Source organism: Acuticoccus sp. I52.16.1 (assembly GCF_022865125.1).
In the GTDB taxonomy this organism is placed as follows: Bacteria; Pseudomonadota; Alphaproteobacteria; order Rhizobiales; family Amorphaceae; genus Acuticoccus.
The window spans coordinates 2,762,884-2,777,704 of record NZ_CP094828.1 but is presented as its reverse complement, the minus strand read 5'-3'; the positions used below and the strand labels follow the sequence as shown (position 1 = coordinate 2,777,704).

Here is a 14,821-nt window from a genome sequence, read left to right as displayed (position 1 = left end):
CAGCAATAGTACATGATCAAGGCTTTGGCATGCCATTCTTTTGTGCGCGTTTATGCCTCGTAACCGAACGGATCGTCGACGGTGTGGCAGGGGCCGGAGAACCACCTTGGGCCTTCTTCCGTCATCGTCACACAATCCTCCAATCGGATGCCGAATTCGCCGTAGATGCAGATCGTCGGCTCGATCGAGAAGCAGTTGCCGACCTCGAGCGGCGCGGTGTTGCCGCGAACCAGGTAGCGCTCCTCGTGGACTTCGAGGCCGATCCCGTGGCCCGTCCGGTGCGGCAGTCCCGGCAAGGCATAATCCTTGCCAAAGCCCGCCGCCTCGATCGTTCCGCGAGCGGCATCGTCGATCGCATGGTGCGGCGCGCCGAGCTGGGCTGCGGCGAACCCGGCCGCCTGCGCCTTCTTCTCCAGCTCCCAGATCTCGCGCTGGCGCGGGCTCGGCTCACCGAACACGTAGCTCCGGGTGATGTCGGAACGGTAGCCGCCGACCCAGCCGCCGATGTCCATCAGCACCATATCGCCGTCCTCGAGCGTCTGCGGGTAGTCGACGCCGTGCGGGTAGGCCGTCGCCTCGCCGAAGAGGATCAGCGGCGGATACGGCGTCGGCACGCCGCCGAGGCGCCGGTGCGCCTCCTGCACGAAGGCGCCGACCGCGGTGGTGGTGATCCCGACGTGGAGGATGCGCGCGGCCGCCTTCTGCACCTCCTCGGAGACTTTGTTGGCCGCCGCGAGCAACGCCACCTCGGCCGGCGTCTTCGCGGCGCGCAGCGCGGCGGTGACGGCGTTGCCGTTGAGGAACTCGTAGCGGTTGCCGGCCCGGCGCAGGCCGTCGAACGTGAAAAAGGGCGTCGCCGGGTCCACCGCGACCACGCCGCTCTCGTAGCCGAGCGAGGCGATGGTGTCGGCGACCAGCGCGGTCGGGTCTTCGTGCTCCTGCCAGCCGCGGATATCGTCGCCGAACTTCAGCATGGAGCGCGTCTTGGGCTCCTCGAAGGCGGGGCTGAGGTAGGTCACCGGCCCCTCGACCGGGATGATCGCCCCGTGCAGCCGCTCCGTCGGCGAGAGCTTGATGCCGGTGAAGTAGAAAAGGTTGGGCGAGGTATCGAGGTAGAGGGCGGAGATGCCCTCCGTCTTCATCAGCGCCTGCGCCCGCTTCACCCGGTCGAGGTGCTCGTCGATCCCGATCGGCGCGATGCCGGTGGTGATCGACGTCATCGCGTCGAGTTCGGCCGCCGCGGAGGAGCCTCCCACACCCAGCGTCATCGGGGGCCCGTCCGCGCGGTCTCAGCCGTTCTCATCGTTCGCTCCGTTGTGATGGAAAGAGTGGACGCGCACGCGTCCGCGGCCGAATAGATATCCGGTCCGGCCCACTCCGACCGGACGGCGCGATGCCACCCAAGCCGAGAGGATGCTTCATGAATTTCGACGCCTTCACCCGTGCGGTCGCCATGCCCGGCCAGCCCGAAGTCGCCTTCCAGGCGCTGAGCGACATGGTCTCCGAGGAGATCGGCGTGAAGCTCTTCACCGCACTGACGATCGACGAGAGCGCCGGCCTCCTGCGCCGCAGCTTCTCCACCATGCCGGACGCCTACCCGGTGAAGGGCACCAAGAAGATGTCCGACACGATCATCACCGCGCGCATGATGGGCGAGCGCGAGCCGATCCTCAGCGACGGGCCCGCCGCAGTGGAGGCCGGCTTCTACGACTACGAGCTGATCTTCTCGCTCGGCTGCGAGAGCTGCCTCAACGTGCCGATCGTCGTCGCGGGCGAGGTGATCGGCTCGATCAATCTGCTGCACGAGGCCGGGCACTACACGCCCGAGCGCATCGAGACGGCGAGGGCGATGCGGCTGCCGGCCGCGCTTGCCTTCCTCGTCGAGCGGCAATGGGGCGAAGCGCTGGCCGCGTAGATCCATCAGCCGGCCACCGTGGCCGATGAGTCGGGGGCGGGCCCGCGCTCGCCCCACGAGCCGGCCAGCTCCGGCGTCGCCGGCAGGACCGAGACGCTCGCCCCCTCCACATTGCCCAGCACGCTGCGGCGCACCGCGGCGCAATGCGCCACGATCGCGCCCCACTCGCGATCCGGCTGGAACCCCAGCGTGATCTCGATGATCGGTACGCCGCCCGACCGCCGCGTGCGGATCGCCAGGATGGTGTCGAACGCGTCGAAGCTGTCGGCGAGGCTGCGCAGGATGAGGAGCTGCACCTCCTCCTCCAGCGCCCGGTCCGCCAGCTCCCAGAACGCGGCCCGGAAGGTCTGGTAGGCGGTATAGAACATCGCCGCCGCGACGATACAGCCGGCCAGCGGATCGCCGATCGCCAGCCCCGGCACCACCGCGGCGAGCGACACCAGCATCATCGTCGTGCCGAGCCCCAGCGCGTCGATCAGCTGGGCGCGGCGCCACGCTTTGACCGCGCCCGACGGCTCCTTGGCCAACGGAATGGACGCGACGTAGAGTCCGGCCGATTGCGCCATCAGCACGCCGGTGATGAGGAGTGGCGCGAAGACGCCTTCCGGCTGCGGCGGATCCGCGAGCCGGTAGAGGCTCGCCGATCCGATGGCGAGCCCGAACAGCGTGAACGACACCGCGAGGATGGAGCTGGCGATCGCCTCCATCTTGCCCGCGCCGTAGGGGAAGATGAGCGCGCAGGAGTGGCGCGCCGCCCGCGTCGTCAGAAAGACCAGCAGCGAGAACAGGATGTAAATGAAGGTGAAGACCGCGTCGCCGATCAGCCCGATGGACGTCGACCCCAGCGCCGCCACCAGCTGCGGCCCGGCGATCACCGAGGACAGCACGATGGACACGAGCTGCAGCTCCTGAAAGCTGGGCCATCGTAGCGCGCGCCGCATTACCCACCGCCCGCACCGGACCGGGCGGCCGCGGCCGGGGCGGCGACGTCGCCCGGCGGCTTGGGCGGACGCTCGGCGAGGAGGCCGGTCGGGCGGATCCGCATGATGAGGATGAGGAGGCTGCCAATCACCATTTCGCGCAGCGCCGCGCCTTGCGCGCCGGACAGGTGCGGGATCATCCCCTCCAGGAAGCGGCTCCCCTCCAGGATCCCCATCACGATGACGGCGCCGACGACCGCGCCGGTCGCGTTGCCGGTGCCACCGGCCGTCAGCGACAGGAAGATGTAGATCGTCAACAGCGGGCGGAACACGTCCGGCGCGATGTAGCTGGTGAAGTGCGCGTAGAGGACACCGCCGAGGCCCAAGAGCGCCGCGCCGAACGCGAACGCCTCAACCTTCATGCGCCGCACCGGCTTGCCGGCGACCGCGGCCGCCGTCTCGTCTTCCCTGAGCGCCCGCAGCGCACGGCCGTAGGGGCTGACGCGCAGCCGGCGCGACAGGAACCAGGCGACGGCGACCAGCACCACGGTGATCGCCGCGAAGAGGGCGTTGAACTCGAACGGCGTCAGCTCGCTGCGGAACGGGCCGGGGATGCCGGAGATCCCGTCCGAACCGTTGGTGAGCCAGATCTCGTTGGCCGCGAAGAGCCGCACCACCTCGCCGAAGCCGAGCGTGACGATGGCGAGGTAGTCGCCCCGCAGCTTCAACGTCAGCCGCGAGAGGAGGCCGCCGACGAGGGCCGCCGCCGCCATCGCGCAGAGCGCCGCCAGCGGGATCGGCACCCCGGCGATGCTCACCAGCGCCGACACGTAGGCGCCGACGGCGAAGAACCCGGCGAGGCCGAGGTTGATCATCCCCGTCATGCCCCAGATCACGTTCAGCCCCAGCGCCAGCATCGCGTAGATGCCGGCGAAGGTGAGCGTGGCGAGGAGGTAGCTCAGCATGGGCGAGCCTCCGGGGTACGGGCGGACACGGGCCGGGCCATCAGTATGCACGCTCCCCGAGGAGCCCGCGCGGACGGAAGGTGAGCACGATGACGATGGCGAAGAAGCCCACCGCGCTGCGGTAGGAGGGTGACAGGACGATCAGCGACAGCTCTTCGCCCAGCCCCACCACCATCGCGCCCAGGACCGCACCGGGGATCGAACCGAGGCCCCCGACGACCGCCGCCGCGAAGATCGGCAGGATGAAGCGGAAGCCCGTCAGCGGGTCGATCGACGTGCCGAGGCCGAGCAGCATGCCGCCCGCGCCGACGAGCCCCATGCCGAAGAACGCCGTCAGCCGGCCGACCATCACCGGGTCGATCCCCTTCAGCTCGGCGAGCGCCGGATTGTCGGCGACGGCGCGCATCGACTTGCCGATCCGCGTGTAGCGCAGCGCCAGGAAGACGGCGACCATCAGCGCCAGCGCCAGCAGCAGGTTCTCCACCTGCTGCGGGCCGATGCGCACGCCCCAGATGCGCCAGTCGCGCACCAGCGGCAGATCGTAGCCGCGCAAGTCGTTGCCGAAGAAGAAGCGGACGGCGTTCTCCAGCACGATGGTGAGCGCGATCGAGGCGATCGCCGTCGTCAACGCGCCGTGCGGCCGCAGGGGCCGCAGGGCGACTTCGTCCGACAGAACGCCGACCGCCGCCGCCACCACGAAGGCGGCGACGAGCGACAGCTCCACCGGCAGCCCCAGCCACACATTCGCGGCGAACCCCGCGAACGCGCCGATGGTCGCGTGGGAGGCGACCGAGAAGTTCGGGAAGCGCAGCACAGCGAAGATCGCCGTGAAGCCGATGGCGGGGATCGCCAGAAGCGTCCCCATCACGATCCCGTTGACGATGAGCTGGGGGAGAAGGTCGAGCATCAGGTGCGGGCGAAGTCGACGGCCTTGCCGTCCTCGATGCGCTTGAACAGGAACTGCGTTCCGGTGATGTCGCCGACCTCGTTGAAGTCGCACGGGCCGCTGGCGCCGGAGTAGTTCACCGCGCCGCCGTCCGCGAGGATCTTGAGGCCGTCGACGGCGCTGTACACCGCCTCGCCGTCACCCTGGCTGATGGTGCGCAGCGAGGACTTGATCGTCTCGCCCGTTGCGTCGCCACCCGCGGCCATGGCGAGGATGGCGAGGTTGGCGTGGTCGTAGCACTGCGCCGAATAGGGGTCGACGCTCTCGACCCCGAGGATCTCCTGCACCGCCGCATAGGCGGGGCTGTCGATCGCGGGGGCCGGCTCCCAGGTGAAGATGCCCTCCAGGACGTCCGCCGGCAGCGCGTCGAGCACGGTCTGGTTGACCGCGTAGGCGGGGCCGATGAGTTTGCCCTCGTAGCCCGCCTGCCAGAGGTCGCGCAGGAGCACCGTCGTGTCGGCCGTGTAGCCGCCCAGCAGGATGAAGTCCGGACCGGCGCGCATGATGCTGTCGACCTCGGAGCGGTAGGTGGACTTGTCGGCCTCGTAGATGAGGCTGTCCATCTCCATGCCGTTCTCGCCGGCGATGCGGGTCTGATTGTCGATGTTGCCCTGCGCGAACGGGGTCTGCGGGCCGATCCAGCCGAGATGCGTCGCGCCGTTGTCGATCATGAACTGCGTGGCGACGTCGTTCTGGAGCTGCGAGTTGGGCTGCGTGCGGGCGATGTAGCCCTGGTGCGGCAGCAGCGTGATCGAGTCGGCGCCCGACACGCAGAAGAGCATGGTCTGGTTCTCCCAGCACAGTGGCGCCACGGCCGTCGTCACCGAGGAGGCCCAGGTCCCCATCACCGCGGCGACACCGTCGACGTCGATCAGCTTGCGCGCGGCGCGCACGGCCGCTTCGGGCGAGGTCTGCGTGTCTTCGGAGGTGAGGACGATCTGGCGGCCGAGGACGCCGCCGGCGGCGTTGACCGTCTCGATCACGCCGGCGATCGCCTCGCGCATGGACGGGCCGTAGTTGCCGCCCACGCCGGTCAGCGGGGTGAGCGAGCCGAGCTTGATCGGCCCGGCCTGGGCGCGGAGCACCGCGGGGGCGGCGAGGGTGGCGCCCATCGCCCCCATGCCGGCGAGGACGCGACGACGAGTCAGACGGAACGTGGCCATATTTCGGCTCCCTTAGTGCATTCCGAGGAAGGTGCGGCGGATGTCGGGGTCGGCGGAGAGGTCGGCGCCGGTCCCTTCGGCGTGGTTGAGACCGGCGGCGAGGATGTAGGCGCGGTCGGCGATGTCGAGCGCTTCGAGGGCGTTCTGCTCCACCAGGACGACGGCGACGCCCGACGCCGCGATCTCGCGGATGACGGCGAACATCTCCTGTGCGGCTTTGGGCGAGAGGCCGGCGGACGGCTCGTCGAGCAGCATCAGCTGCGGCTCGACCATCATGCCGATCGCCATCGCGAGGAGCTGGCGCTGGCCGCCCGACAGCGTGCGCGCCGCGTCGTGCCGCTTCTGCGCCAGGACGGGGAAGCGGGCGAACAGACCGTCGATCCGCGCGCGGACGTGTGCGCGGTCGACCGTGCCGCCGATCTCCAGGTTCTCGCGCACGCTCATGGTGGCGAAGACGTTCGCCTCCTGCGGCACGTAGGCGACGCCGCTCGCCACGACCTCGCGCGGCTTCAGTCCGGTGAGATCTCTGCCGCCGACCAAAACGCGCCCCTCGCGCACCGTGATCTGCCCGGTGACGGCTTTGAGCATGGTCGACTTGCCGGCGCCGTTGGGGCCGAGCACGGCGACGATCTCGCCGGCGTCCGCCGTCATCGACACGCCCTTGAGGATCATGTCGGCCTTGGTGTAGCCGGCGACGACGTTGTCGATCGTGAGCGTCGTCATGTGCGCTTTCCGAGGTAGGCGTCCTGGACCCGCGCGTCGGATGTGACCTCCTCGAAGGTGCCTTCGACGAGCGTCGTCCCCTCGGCCATCACCACCACCGTGTCGCAAAGCTCGCCGACGAGGGCCATGTCGTGCTCGACGATGAGGAAGGTCAGCCCCTCGGCCGCCAGCTCGCGGATGCGCTCGGCGATCTCGCGGCCGAGCGACGGGTTCACGCCCGCCACCGGCTCGTCGAGCAGGATGAGCTTCGGCTCGCCCATCAGCGCGCGGCCGATCTCGAGCAGCTTCTTCTGCCCGCCCGAGAGGTCGGACGACATGTTGGCCAGCACGTGGTCGAGCTTCAGCCGGCGAGCGATGCCGCGGGCGCGCTCGGCGAGCTCCCGCTCGCGCGCCTTCCAGCGGCCGGGGCGGAACAGCGCGGTGCCGAGCCGCTCGCCCGGCTGGTGTGCGCCGTGCAGCAGCAGCGTCTCGAACACCGAGAGCTTGGGGAACCCGCGGGCGATCTGGAACGTGCGCACCAGTCCGCGCAGACTGATCTGGTCGGGGCGCCAGCCGGTGATGTCCTCGCCGTCGAAGGTGACGCGGCCGGCCTCGGGCGGGATCACGCCGGAGATGCAGTTGAACGCGGTCGTCTTGCCGGCACCGTTGGGGCCGATCAAGCCGGTGATGCTGCCTGGCGCTACGGTGAAAGCCGCGCTCCGCAGAGCATGGACGCCGTAGAAACTGCGCGTCAGACCCTCGACCGAGAGCAGGTCTGCCATTCTAACACCTTCGCGCCGCCACCGGATCCCGGTCGCGGTTATCCGTGACGTTGCGGTACAAGCAACTGGGATGCCACCGGAGCGACCCCGGCTGCATCCCTGCCATGCCTATGCCGCACGTGATATTTCTGACTAACTTTTAGGCGCCGTCAATCACCAAAAGCTTCATCCCTCAGTTCCGAAACGGCGTTGGCGTGAGCGTCGAAGCCTTCGTAGCGGGCGAATTTGTAGGCATCGGGCGCCAGTCGGGCGTACCCCGCCTTCGTCACATGGCCGATCGAGGTCAGCTTCAGATAGTCGTGGACACCGAGCGGGGAGCGGGTCAGCGCCGCCGTGTTGGTCGGCAGCACCGCGTTGGGGCCGAGCATGAAGTTGCCGATGGCGATGGGCGTATGCTCGCCCAGCAGGATCTCGCCGGCGTTCTTCAAGGCGCCGAGATAGTCGAACGGCGCCTTGGCGTGCACTTGCAGGTGCTCGGGCGCGTAGTCGTTCACGAAGGCGATCGCCTCGTCCATCGTCTCGGTGACGACGATCCCGCCGCGCGGCCCGCACAGCACCGCCTGGCTGAAGCCGACGCGCTCGGCCCCCATCGCGGCCCAGTAACGGGGGATGGCAGCGGCGGCCTCCTCGGCGACCCGGCGCGAGCACGTCACCAGATAGGCCGAGGAATCGGGGCCGTGCTCGGCCTCGTTGAGGAGGTCCAGCGCGGCGACGCGGCCGTTCGCGGTATCGTCGGCGACGACGATCGCCTCGGACGGGCCGGCGGGCGGGCCGGGGTCGATCTTGTCCGCGAGCAGGCGCTTGGCGGCGACCACCCAGGGACTGCCGGGGCCGACCACCTTCACGCACTTCGGCACCGTGGCGGTCCCATAGGCGACCGCCGCGATCCCTTGCGCGCCGCCCGCCTTGTAGACCGCCTCGACACCGGCGAGCCGGGCCGCGACCAGCGTCGCGGCGTCGACCCCACCGTCGGGACCGGGCGGGGTGATGATGATCGGCCGCGGCACCCCGGCGACCACCGCCGGCACCGCCGTCATCATGACGACCGACGGGAACGCCCCCTTGCCGCGCGGCACATAGCAGGCGACCGAGGGGATCGGGGTCGACCGCTCGCCGGCGAAGATGCCGGGCGACATCTCCTTGAACCACATCTCCTCGGGCATCTGCGCCTCGTGGAAGCGGCGCACGTTGTCGATCGCCCGCTCCAGCACGCCAATCATCACCGGATCGACGGCCGCGAAAGCGGCGTCGAAGTCGGCCTCGGTGGCGGCGATGGCATCCGCTCGCACGGCCGCCTTGTCGAAGTCGCGGCCGAAACGGGCGAGGGCCTCGTCGCCTTCGGTCCGGACGGCCTCGATGATCGGCCCAACCTTGGCGAGGAAGGGGCCGAGATCGCTCTCGGCACGCTGAAGCAGGGCGGCGCGTGCGCCCGCGGTGAGGTCGGCGAGCGTGTGGACGCTGATTTCAGGCATCACGTCATTTCGATTTGAGGAAGATGTCGAGCCCGACGAGCCAGTCGAGCAGCGCCACCGCCACCAGCGCGATGGCGATGTAGACGACCGATACCGCGGCGAGATCGGGCGTGATCACGCTGCGGATCGAGTTGTAGATCTCCACCGGCAGCGTGACGGTGCGCGAATCGGTGAGGAAGAGGCTCACCAGGAACTCGTTGAAGGCGAGGATGAACATCAAGAGCGCCCCGGTGATGACGCCGGGCGTCACCGCCGGCAGCGTCACGGTGAAGAAGGCGGAGACCGGCGGCGCGCCGCAACTGGCGGCCGCGTTCTCCAGCTCCGGGTCCATCGCGTTCACCGACGAGGCGACGGACCAGATCATGAAGGGCAGGTTGATGATGCACAGCGCCAGCCCCACCGGCCACAGGCTGCCCAGGATGCGCACCTCGCCGAACATCATCATCATCGACAGGCCGGAGACGACGAGCGGGATCGTGAACGGCAGCAACAACAGGACCTGGAGGGCGGTGCGGGCGCGCAGCCGATAGCGCGACAGGGCGATCGCGGCGAGCGTGCCGACCGGGATCGCGATCACGGTACAGATCAGCGACACGTACAGCGAGCGCCCCAATGCCGCCTTGAACGAGGCGAGCTGCCACAGCTCGGAATACCAGCGCAGCGAGAACCCTTGCGGCGGGAAGGCGATGATTTCCCCCGCCGTGAACGAGGCGCCCACGACGATGACCGTCGGCAGGCTCAGCATCAGGACGCAGAACACCGTCACGCCCCAGAGGAAGAGGCCCTTCGAGCCGCCGAGCCTCACTTCGCCCCCCGAAAGCCGAGCGTGCCGGTCCCCGCCACCATGAACACCGCCGCGACAATGACGCTGCCGATGAGGGTGAGCAGGATCGAGAGCGCCGCGCCGAGGCCGGCGTTGGAGATCTGGAAGAACGAATCGTAGATGGCGCTGGCGAAGAAGTCCTGCGTGCCGCCGCCCAGGATCTCCGGCATCGCGAAGTCCGTCAGCGTCAACGTGAAGACCACCACCGAGGCGCCGATGAGGCCGGGCGCCGCCATCGGCAACACCACGTGGCGGAAGGTCGACGGCCAGCGTGCCCCCAGCGACTCGGAGGCCAGTTCCACCTCCTCGCCGATCGCCGTCAACGCCGGGATGACGAGAAGCACCGCGAACGGCAGCATGTATTGCACCAGGCCGAAGAGCACCGTCGGATAGGCGAAGAGGAAGTCCTGCGCCGGCAAACCGGCGGCGCGCAGGAGGTCGTTCATCAGCCCCTCGCGCCCGAGGATGATGAGCCAGCCGTAGGCGCGCACCACCTGGCCGATGAAGAAGGGCAGGAACAGCGCGACCAGCAGGATCTTGCGCGTCCACGCCGAGGGGGTGCGCACCAAGAGGTAGGCGTAGGGAAACGCCAGAAGCAGCGTCACCAGGGTGACGATCCCCGCTCCGCCCAACGTGCGCGCCAGCACCCGCCACGTCACCGGCCGCTCCAGCGCGGTGACGTAGTTGGCGGCCGTGTACGCCTCGCCGAGGCGGTAGGTGGCGAGATTCAGCTCGTGCAGGCTCGTCTCCAGCATCTGGCCGAGGCCGATGACGAGGATGCCGACGAGGACGAGCGCCGGGGCGAGCAGCGCCCACCCCAGCGCGCCGCGCAGCGGGGCCGGCCAGATGACGCGGGCGACCCACTCGACGATGTCGACGAGCGCCCAGCGCACCTTATGGACGGCCCCCGCCACGTCGCGTCAGCCCTGGAAGATCTCGTTGAACTTGGCGAACCAGATCGGCTGGTTCTCCACCAGCACCGGCGACGGCACGGAGACGAGCTTCTCGAAGTCGGCCGGCGTCGTCGGATAGGACGGGTCGCCCGCGAGGTCGGCCGGCGGCTCGATGCCGGGCCGCACCGGCGGCAGGCCGAGCGCGCCGCACCACGCCTTCTGCGCCGGCTCCGAAAGGGCGTAGTCGACGAACTCCTTCGCCGCGGCCTCCTCGTCCGCCGGCAAGCCCTTCGGGATCCACAGCCCGTCGGTGTCGACCTTGCAGCCCTCCTCGGGGACCGTCCACTCCACCGCTATGCCCGACTGCTTGGCGGCGCGGGCGTTCACGGAGATGGTGCAGGCGAGGTCGATCTCGCCGTTCTGGAACCAGGAGGTGAAGTCCGGGTCCTCGCCGAGCAGCGGCTCGTTGGCTTTCAGCTTGCGGTAGAACTCGTAGCCCGGCTCCATGTTGTCCGGGATATCGGCGAACGTGCCGCCGCCGGCGATGACGGAGATCGGGTTGAAGCCGATGCCGTCGTCATAGAGCGCGACGCGGCCCTTGAACTTGGGGTCCAGCATGACCTTCCACGAGGTCGGCGGCCCGTCCGGGAACGCCTCCGGCCGATAGGCGCAGACATAGACGTAGGCGTAGGTGTTGACGAGCGGCCACCCCTCGAGACCGACCGGCTTGGCCGACGGGAGCAGTCCCTCGAGGTTGGAAAGGTCCGACAGGTCGACCGTCACGCCGCGCAGCGCCGAGATCGTGGCGTTGGTGGTGGTGTCCCAGTTGACGTGGATCGGCGGGACGCGGCCCTGGTCCACGGCGGCCCAGATCTTCGGCTTGATCTCGTTGTCCTCGGTGAAGTCGAGGCGGACGGGGATCCCGGTCTTGGCGGTGAACGGGTCGGCGACGCCGGACTTCAGCGCGTCGCCCCAGGCGCCGCCCCAGGCCCGCACGATCAGCTCGGACGGCGTCTGCGCGGAGAGGATCGACGGGGCGGCGAGGGTGCCGACGAGCGCGGCCCCTCCCTTGAGGGCGGTGCGACGGGAGAAGGTCATGGCTGAAGCTCCTTGGCTGGGGGTCTGGTCGTGTCAATCAGGGATGAGGGGGCGGCTGGAAAGGTGAAGAGGTCGCGGGCGGCGAATCCCAGGGTGACGGCAGCCCCCTCGGGGATCGCGCGGTGGGCGGCCGGGTCGTGGTCGAAGACGTAGACCGTGGCGCCGCCGGCCTCGGGCGCCAGCGCCGGGACGGTGACGGCGTAGACCATGCGGTCTCCCTCGAAGATCTGCTGCGCGACCGTGCCGGCAAGCGTGTTCTCGTGGTCCAGCGGGCCGTCCGAGATCGCGACCTGCTCGGCACGCAGCGTGCACTCGACCGCCTCGCCCGGCGTCAGCGTGCCGTTGCCGCGCGCCGCGAGCCGAACCGACCCGGCTTCCACCGTCACGCCCGCCCCGTCCGCCGCGACGACGCGGGCGGGAAAGATCGACGTGACACCCACGAAGGTGGCGACGAAGCGATTCTGCGGCACGCGATAGAGCGCCTGCGGCTCGTCCGCCTGCTGCACCACGCCGCCGTCCATCACGACGATGCGGTCGCTCATCACCAACGCCTCGCGCTGGTCGTGGGTGACGTTGATGGTGGTGACACCGAGGTCCTGCTGAATGCGGCGGAATTCGAGCTGCATCTCCTCACGCAGCTTGCGGTCGAGCGCCGAGAGCGGCTCGTCGAGCAGCAAGAGGTCCGGATCGAACACCAGCGCACGGGCGATGGCGACGCGCTGCTGCTGCCCGCCGGACAGCTCGTGCGGGCGACGGTCGCCCAACCCGTCGAGCCGCACCAGCTTCAGGAAGCGCTCGACGCGACTGGGGATCTCGGCCGGCTCGAACCGGCGCATCTTCAACGGGTAGGCGACGTTCTGCGCGGCGGTCATGTGCGGAAACAGCGCCAGACGCTGGAACACCATGCCGATGGCGCGCCGATAGGCCGGCAGCCGCTTCACGTCGGCACCGTTGATCCGGATCGTCCCGGCGCTGGGCGTATCGAACCCGGCGATCATCCGCAGCAGCGTGGTCTTGCCGCAGCCGGAGGGGCCGACGATCGTGAGAAAGGCCCCGCGCTCGACCGTGAACGATGCGTCGGCGACGGCGCGCGTCTCGCCGAACGCCCTGGAGACCCGGTCGATCTCGACCATCGGTGAAGCGGTGTTCGTCATGAGCTACAGCGATGCAAGGGTGCCGCCATCAACGTAGACGATCTGCCCGGTCAGGTAGGCCGAGGCCTCGCCGGCCAGGAAGGTCGACACGCCGACGAGGTCGTCGAGCTCGCCGAAGCGGCGCATGGGGATCTTGCCGAGCATCGCCTGCCGCCAGTCCTCGTTGCGATAGAAGCCGTCGGTCATCGCGGTGCGGAAGTAGCCGGGGCCGATGGCGTTGACGCGGATCCGCGGCGCCCATTCGGCGGCGAGCGCGCGCGTCATGCCCAGGATGCCGGACTTGGAGGCGGTATATGGCGTCGCCGTGGGGATGCCGACCGCCGAGGTCAGCGAGCCGAGGTTGATGATCGACCCTGCTCGCTCGGCCGCCAGCAGCGGCCGCGCGAAAGCCTGTGCGACGAAGAAAGCCGCCTTCAGGTTGGTGCCGACGATCTTGTCCCACACCGCGTCCGTCACGTCGGCGGAGGGGGTCACCTCCTCGACGCCGGCGTTGTTGACGAGGATCGTGGGGCCGACCCCCTCCCCCGCGAGCGCCTCCAGCCGGATGGCGAGGGCCCCGTGGTCGGTGACGTCGAGCGGGACGGCGTGGCACCGACGGCCGACCGCCTCGACGCGCCGGCGCGTGTCATCGAGTCCCGCTTCGGTGCGGGCGCAGGCGACGACGTCCGCCCCCGCTTCGGCGAGGCCGACCGCGATGGCCTGGCCGATGCCGCGGCTGGCCCCGGTGACGAGCGCGGTGCGCCCGGCGAGACTGAATCGCTCGATGCCCTTCATGGAGCGTCGTTGTGGCATGCCACCCGGCGAAACGGAAGGGCGCCGCGCACCGCGATCGCCCCGATCGCCCCGGCGTTCTGCGCCGCCGCGCCCGCCCCCGTCGCCACCGCCAGCGGCGCCACGCCGAGGATGAAGGTCAGCGCCGTCATCATGATCGGACGCAGACGCAGGCGCGAGGCCGTCACCGCCGCGTCCACCAGCTCGGCGCCCTCCGCGTGGAGGCTCTCCGCGAACTCCACGATGAGGATGGCGTTGCGTGCCGCGAGGCCGATCGCGAGCACCAAGGCGAACATCGTCAGCGTGTTGATGGAGTATCCGGCGACCACCAGCACCACCGCCTCGATCAGCGTCTGGTAGACTTGGTCGATCGACCGCTCGACGAACGGCGAGGTGTCGTACGCCACCCGGAACTCGACGCCCGTCGGCAGGCCCGCTTCCAAACGCTCCATCGTGTCGCGCACGCGGGCGGCGGTGTCGGTCGCGTTAGCGCCGGTCGCGAGGTTCACTCCGGAGCCCGCTGCCGGCATCCCGTTGAACCGGGAGGACCCGCCGTAGCTCTCCTGGCCGATCTCGATCCGGGCGACGTCCGCCAGGTAGACCGCGCCGCCGCCGTCGGTCGGCGTCAACTGGTAGCGCGCCAGGGCGAGCGGCTTCAGCCACACCATCATCGCATAGCCCGAGCCGAAGACGTTGAGGCCGCCCACGCCCTCGGTGCGCAGGATCTTGTTCTCCAACGTGGTCTCGACGATGTTGCCGAGCGCGGCGGTCGTATAGTCCCCCTCGGTGGCCACCAACGCGCCGACCATGAGGATCGACGAGGTGGAGCGCGAGACACGCACGCCCTCGGTCTGCACCGCGTCGGGGAGCTGCGACTCGGCCTGGCGCACCAGCGTCTGCACGTCGCTCTCCGCCTCGGACCCGGCGACGCTGTCGTCGAAGGTCAACGTAATCCTCGACGACCCTTCGCGCGAGTTGGAGACCATGTAGAGGAGCCCGTCGAGCCCGGTGAGCCGGTCCTCGATCTCACGCGTGACGGAGTTCTCCACCGCCGCGGCCGTGGCGCCCGGATAGGTGGCCGAAATGCGAACCGTGGTCGGCGCGATCTCGGGAAATTGGGACACCGGCAGCGTGGTGAGCGCGAACGCCCCGGCCAGCATCGTGACGATGGCGATGACCCAGGCGAAGACGGGCCGGTCGACGAAGAACGTCCCCAT

At 69.5% G+C, this 14,821-nt stretch carries 15 protein-coding genes; 1 reads left to right on the top strand and 14 read right to left on the bottom strand.

Annotated elements, in window-relative coordinates; all coding sequences use genetic code 11:
• Window positions 1-50: 50 nt before the first annotated feature.
• Window positions 51-1,268 carry a Xaa-Pro peptidase family protein gene (locus MRB58_RS12585; protein ID WP_244777420.1) on the bottom strand — a complete coding sequence of 406 codons (1,218 nt, stop codon included), beginning with the start codon at window positions 1,266-1,268 and terminating at the stop codon, window positions 51-53.
• Window positions 1,269-1,420: 152 nt separating this feature from the next.
• Here MRB58_RS12585 and MRB58_RS12580 point away from each other — a divergent pair, with 152 nt between their 5' ends.
• Window positions 1,421-1,915, top strand: a complete 495-nt coding sequence (locus tag MRB58_RS12580; protein ID WP_244777418.1) for a GAF domain-containing protein — start codon at window positions 1,421-1,423, stop codon at window positions 1,913-1,915.
• Between the two features lie 5 nt (window positions 1,916-1,920).
• Here the strand turns inward: MRB58_RS12580 and MRB58_RS12575 are convergent, their stop codons facing one another.
• The 13 genes from MRB58_RS12575 to MRB58_RS12515 all read right to left on the bottom strand — a co-directional run bounded on the left by MRB58_RS12575 (window position 1,921) and on the right by MRB58_RS12515 (window position 14,821).
• Window positions 1,921-2,811, bottom strand: coding sequence for a cation diffusion facilitator family transporter (locus MRB58_RS12575; RefSeq protein ID WP_244777416.1), 891 nt, complete (start codon window positions 2,809-2,811; stop codon window positions 1,921-1,923).
• Window positions 2,812-2,855: 44 nt separating this feature from the next.
• Window positions 2,856-3,800, bottom strand: a complete 945-nt coding sequence (locus MRB58_RS12570) for a branched-chain amino acid ABC transporter permease (protein WP_244777414.1) — start codon at window positions 3,798-3,800, stop codon at window positions 2,856-2,858.
• A gap of 40 nt (window positions 3,801-3,840) precedes the next feature.
• Window positions 3,841-4,707 carry a branched-chain amino acid ABC transporter permease gene (locus MRB58_RS12565; protein ID WP_244777412.1) on the bottom strand — a complete coding sequence of 289 codons (867 nt, stop codon included), beginning with the start codon at window positions 4,705-4,707 and terminating at the stop codon, window positions 3,841-3,843.
• Window positions 4,707-5,909: an ABC transporter substrate-binding protein gene (locus MRB58_RS12560; RefSeq protein WP_244777410.1), complete on the bottom strand. Its 1,203-nt coding sequence runs from the start codon at window positions 5,907-5,909 to the stop codon at window positions 4,707-4,709. The genes MRB58_RS12565 and MRB58_RS12560 overlap by 1 nt, the downstream gene beginning before the upstream one ends.
• A gap of 12 nt (window positions 5,910-5,921) precedes the next feature.
• Window positions 5,922-6,632: an ABC transporter ATP-binding protein gene (locus MRB58_RS12555; RefSeq protein ID WP_244777409.1), complete on the bottom strand. Its 711-nt coding sequence runs from the start codon at window positions 6,630-6,632 to the stop codon at window positions 5,922-5,924.
• Window positions 6,629-7,393: an ABC transporter ATP-binding protein gene (locus MRB58_RS12550; protein ID WP_244777408.1), complete on the bottom strand. Its 765-nt coding sequence runs from the start codon at window positions 7,391-7,393 to the stop codon at window positions 6,629-6,631. The genes MRB58_RS12555 and MRB58_RS12550 overlap by 4 nt, the downstream gene beginning before the upstream one ends.
• 149 nt (window positions 7,394-7,542) lie before the next feature.
• Window positions 7,543-8,865: a histidinol dehydrogenase gene (gene hisD, locus MRB58_RS12545; RefSeq protein ID WP_244777407.1), complete on the bottom strand. Its 1,323-nt coding sequence runs from the start codon at window positions 8,863-8,865 to the stop codon at window positions 7,543-7,545.
• A gap of 4 nt (window positions 8,866-8,869) precedes the next feature.
• Window positions 8,870-9,670, bottom strand: a complete 801-nt coding sequence (locus tag MRB58_RS12540) for an ABC transporter permease (RefSeq protein WP_244777406.1) — start codon at window positions 9,668-9,670, stop codon at window positions 8,870-8,872.
• On the bottom strand, window positions 9,667-10,602 hold the full coding sequence (locus tag MRB58_RS12535) for an ABC transporter permease (RefSeq protein WP_244777405.1): 936 nt from the start codon (window positions 10,600-10,602) through the stop codon (window positions 9,667-9,669). Before MRB58_RS12535 ends, MRB58_RS12540 begins: the two co-directional genes overlap by 4 nt.
• Before the next feature lie 6 nt (window positions 10,603-10,608).
• A complete protein-coding gene (locus MRB58_RS12530; protein ID WP_244777404.1) occupies window positions 10,609-11,679 on the bottom strand; it encodes a PotD/PotF family extracellular solute-binding protein in 1,071 nt (356 codons plus the stop codon).
• Complete coding sequence (locus tag MRB58_RS12525) at window positions 11,676-12,833, bottom strand: ABC transporter ATP-binding protein (RefSeq protein ID WP_244777403.1); 1,158 nt, start codon at window positions 12,831-12,833, stop codon at window positions 11,676-11,678. The genes MRB58_RS12530 and MRB58_RS12525 overlap by 4 nt, the downstream gene beginning before the upstream one ends.
• Before the next feature lie 3 nt (window positions 12,834-12,836).
• Window positions 12,837-13,607: an SDR family NAD(P)-dependent oxidoreductase gene (locus tag MRB58_RS12520; protein ID WP_244777402.1), complete on the bottom strand. Its 771-nt coding sequence runs from the start codon at window positions 13,605-13,607 to the stop codon at window positions 12,837-12,839.
• Window positions 13,604-14,821 carry an efflux RND transporter permease subunit gene (locus tag MRB58_RS12515; RefSeq protein WP_244777401.1) on the bottom strand — a complete coding sequence of 406 codons (1,218 nt, stop codon included), beginning with the start codon at window positions 14,819-14,821 and terminating at the stop codon, window positions 13,604-13,606. Before MRB58_RS12515 ends, MRB58_RS12520 begins: the two co-directional genes overlap by 4 nt.

Bases quoted from the DNA above. Each gene is read 5' to 3' on its own strand.
- MRB58_RS12585 (WP_244777420.1), bottom strand. From the start codon at position 1,268: ATGACGCTGGGTGTGGGAGGCTCCTCCGCGGCGGCCGAACTCGACGCG.
- MRB58_RS12580 (WP_244777418.1), top strand. From the start codon at position 1,421: ATGAATTTCGACGCCTTCACCCGTGCGGTCGCCATGCCCGGCCAGCCC.
- MRB58_RS12570 (WP_244777414.1), bottom strand. From the start codon at position 3,800: ATGCTGAGCTACCTCCTCGCCACGCTCACCTTCGCCGGCATCTACGCG.
- MRB58_RS12565 (WP_244777412.1), bottom strand. From the start codon at position 4,707: ATGCTCGACCTTCTCCCCCAGCTCATCGTCAACGGGATCGTGATGGGG.
- MRB58_RS12560 (WP_244777410.1), bottom strand. From the start codon at position 5,909: ATGGCCACGTTCCGTCTGACTCGTCGTCGCGTCCTCGCCGGCATGGGG.
- MRB58_RS12555 (WP_244777409.1), bottom strand. From the start codon at position 6,632: ATGACGACGCTCACGATCGACAACGTCGTCGCCGGCTACACCAAGGCC.
- MRB58_RS12550 (WP_244777408.1), bottom strand. From the start codon at position 7,393: ATGGCAGACCTGCTCTCGGTCGAGGGTCTGACGCGCAGTTTCTACGGC.
- hisD (WP_244777407.1), bottom strand. From the start codon at position 8,865: ATGCCTGAAATCAGCGTCCACACGCTCGCCGACCTCACCGCGGGCGCA.
- MRB58_RS12530 (WP_244777404.1), bottom strand. From the start codon at position 11,679: ATGACCTTCTCCCGTCGCACCGCCCTCAAGGGAGGGGCCGCGCTCGTC.
- MRB58_RS12525 (WP_244777403.1), bottom strand. From the start codon at position 12,833: ATGACGAACACCGCTTCACCGATGGTCGAGATCGACCGGGTCTCCAGG.
- MRB58_RS12520 (WP_244777402.1), bottom strand. From the start codon at position 13,607: ATGAAGGGCATCGAGCGATTCAGTCTCGCCGGGCGCACCGCGCTCGTC.
- MRB58_RS12515 (WP_244777401.1), bottom strand. From the start codon at position 14,821: ATGGGGACGTTCTTCGTCGACCGGCCCGTCTTCGCCTGGGTCATCGCC.